The following is a 2,970-nucleotide window of genomic DNA, read 5'->3' on the forward strand; positions in this document are numbered from 1 at the left end:
ATACACCCTTCCGCTCCCCTCCTTCCCAAGCAGGCCTCTCCGCAGAAACAGATACACCCTTCCGCTCCCCTCCTTCCCAAGGAGGGGTGTCCGCAGGACGGGGTGGTTGTTTCCCAAAATAACTCTTCACCTCATCCAGCAACCCCTCAACATTATCCCAAACCCATTTGTTTTCAAATCTTAAAACTTTAATTCCAAAAGTGGCCAAAAACAAATCCCGCTCCCGGTCATATTCTGCTTGTGTAGCTTCAAAATGGCCTTGACCATCCAGCTCAATGGCTATTCGTTCTTCAGGACAATAAAAATCAAGTATATAATTGGCAACACTGTGTTGCCTTCTGAATTTTCTTCCCTCAAGCCCTTTTCCTTTTAACAAGGTCCACAGTTTAGCTTCTGCAGGGGTTAAGTTATTGCGTAGTTCTTTTCTAAATGTTTTTAAGTGGGGAAGGTTGTTTATTCGGTAACATGCTCTTTGTTCGGGTGTGGTGCTTTGATCGGAACCTTCTGCTTCTGGGTTATTTAGTTCGTAACCACCTCCCCCTTCGGGTACTCCTCCTTTGGGGTTATTTTTTTCGTAACCACCTCCCCCTTCGGGTACTCCTCCTTTGGGGTTGTTTTTTTCGTAACCACCTCCCCCTTCGGGTACTCCTCCTTGGGAAGGAGGAGAGTTTTTTGTGTAGTATGCGTTTTTTAGTAACTCAATCCATAGGCGCAAACGGCAAATTTTGACTGAGTTGGGGTTGATGTCAACCCCAAACAAGCAGTTCTCGATGATGGTTTGCTTTTCGTGAAACAGGGTTTCTTGTATGCGCTGGCTTTCTTTGTTGTTGGGGTTGTATTCAAAGAGTTCGCCGTCTTCATCGGTCACGATCAGTTCGTCATTCACTACCTCAACCCGGTATTCCTTTAAGCGTCGCCCTGTGCGGTCCTGCAAAATGTTCAAATCGTTTTTAATGGCAATCAACTCATTCAATGCTGAAACCAAAAAATGCCCGCTCCCCACCGCCGGGTCACATATCTTCAAGCTGTTGATGAGGTCATTGGCTTCCTGCCGGTCTTCAATGCGGTCATAGAGGTCGTCCATGTTTTTACAGTCCCAGCCTTTGGTTTCGTTAAACTTCTGCACCACCGCTTTTCTGATGGTCTCGTGGCACATATACATGGTGATAAAGCCGGGCGTAAAGAAAGAGCCGTCTTTGTAACCGTTTATTTTTTCAAAAATAAGCCCCAGCACCGAGGCGTTGATCAGCGTTTTGTTGTCTTCCTGTATGGCCTCCCCGCCTTCACTGCTAAAATCATAGGCATTGAGAAATTCAAATAGATACTCCAACGCGTTGAGCTCGCCGTTGCGTTTTTTGCCTTGTTTGTCCTTGAGTACCGTGGCACTGTAAATGGGCAGGGTTTTCTCGTCCTTCAGGTTGCTGATAAACAAGGTGGTGTGCTCAATGTCTGTGGGTTCAAACAGTGAACTGTTTAAATAAGGTACTTTGCTAAACAGGGCTTTGACATCTTCATTGCGCTCGTCATACCGTCGCGCCAGCACCTGAAAAAACAAGCCGTTGAGGTCGTCATAATTGTGAATGCGCTCCAGACTGAGGAATTCATAACTTCGGTCGCCTTTGTGATAGGTGAGCAACTGCGCTTCCAGCAGTTTTAGGAACAATATCCTGTTGAGCCAGGTGATGCTGAGTTCCAGCCCCACCGTAAAAAGCCGTTCTTCTTTGGTATCGCCAAACTGCGAGATGTTGTCCAGCCGGCTGAGCTTGTCCATACTGTCCAGCTGTATGATGGCATTTTCAAGCAGTGAACCGGTGTTGCGCTGCCCTTCCTTTTGGCGCTCGATAAGTTTCTTGCCGCCTTGTTTGGTTTCAGTAAGCCCAATGATGTGCAGCAATTCGCCATAAAAGCGTTTGTCCAGGCTGTTGCTGTCATTGGTAAACGGCAGTTTCAACAGATGCTCCGGTGACAATAATTTATAAAGGGCAATAAGTTTGTTGTCGTCCTTGGGGTTGTTGTTGCGCAGCGGGTTTTCGTAATTTCGGATATCGAAAAAGGTGTATTCCAGCTCCGGCTGGATTTCCGCAATAAAAGGTTCGGCAATTTCTTTGTAGAAAAAGTCGGTGTTGGTTCCGGCAAGTCTTCCGGCTTCAAAATCGGTAAAACTTTTGACCAGCTTTTTGCTTTGCGCGAAAGACTTTTCAAAAACATTGGCATCAAAAATAAACCACTCGTTGATGTTGGTGGCGATGAGGTATTTTACCTCGAGGTTTTTGTGGGTGATGCGTTCGCGTAAATAATACAGCACCAGCTCCTGCAAAGCCTTTACATTGAGTTTACCTTTGCTGAGCATCTCAGCCCGGTTGGTGGGCTTTTTGGCCTCAACAATAACGCCCACGTTGCTTTTGGCTTTGTTGCCGTTGTGGATGACCAGGTCGTTGCGGCCTTTGGTATTGATATAGTGGTTGGGGTCGTAATAGGTTTTCTTCAGGAAATCAATAATCAAGTTCTTGTGGAATTCCTCACTTTCGGTATCGTTGGTGCGGTCCAGCAACAGGATCAGGTTGGCCTTGAACTGTTCAATCTGCGAACGGTTGGGCTTTACTTTTAAAAACGCCTTGTTGAGTGCTTTTCGGGGTTTGAGTGCTTGAGGATTCCTTGTTTCCGGCTCCTGTTCAGTCTGCATGTAACATCAGGTTTAATGGTTAAACAGTTTTTGTAGGGGATCCTTTTTCCGTTAACGGGTTTAACAGAATATAAATGTAAGGAATTTTTATTTATTGAAAAGGGATTTTCTTGCCACCAACCTGCCTTCGCTATCGCCCTATGCTAAAAAAAAGCTTCGGAGGATGAAAAGCTTCGGTAGGCAGGGGTACAAAGGCACGAAGTATCACTAAGGGGAAAAATCCTCTTTCGAGAACTAAGGAGGCTTTATGTTTTGTGTGTTTGAACTAAGTTATGGGCTTCGCAGCA

1 protein-coding gene is annotated in these 2,970 nt (G+C 45.9%); it reads right to left on the bottom strand.

The genetic code is table 11. The annotated features are described in order from the left end of the window. Window positions 1-2,683, bottom strand: a 2,683-nt coding sequence (locus tag AC6F75_RS12475; RefSeq protein ID WP_500715378.1) for a DUF7149 domain-containing protein, incomplete at its 3' end; no start/stop codon positions are given. Between the last annotated feature and the right edge of the window lie 287 nt (window positions 2,684-2,970).

This window comes from Planktosalinus sp. (assembly GCF_059864935.1).